The 281-nt window shown below is 64.4% G+C and carries 1 protein-coding gene; it reads right to left on the bottom strand.

What is annotated here, in order from left to right:
• Positions 1 to 281: GTP-binding protein (locus tag EYV96_RS18665; RefSeq protein ID WP_240732660.1), on the bottom strand; the 281-nt coding region annotated here is incomplete at both ends.

Here is a 281-nt window from a genome sequence, read left to right as displayed (position 1 = left end):
TGGCGCGACAGCAGGATGTGTTCGCGCGTCTGCGGCATCGGGCCGTCAGCGGCCGAGCACACCAGGATCGCGCCGTCCATCTGCGCCGCACCCGTGATCATGTTCTTCACGTAGTCGGCGTGGCCCGGGCAGTCCACGTGCGCGTAATGGCGGTTCGGCGATTCGTATTCGACGTGCGCCGTCGAAATCGTGATACCACGGGCCTTTTCTTCCGGCGCCGCGTCAATCGCGTCATACGCCTTGAATTCGCCACCGAAACGCTCGGCACCGACCTTCGTCAG

This window comes from Dyella terrae (assembly GCF_004322705.1).
In the GTDB taxonomy this organism is placed as follows: Bacteria; Pseudomonadota; Gammaproteobacteria; order Xanthomonadales; family Rhodanobacteraceae; genus Dyella_D; species Dyella_D terrae.
The sequence above is the reverse complement of the archived record's forward strand: the minus strand, read 5'-3'. Positions and strand labels throughout refer to the sequence as shown.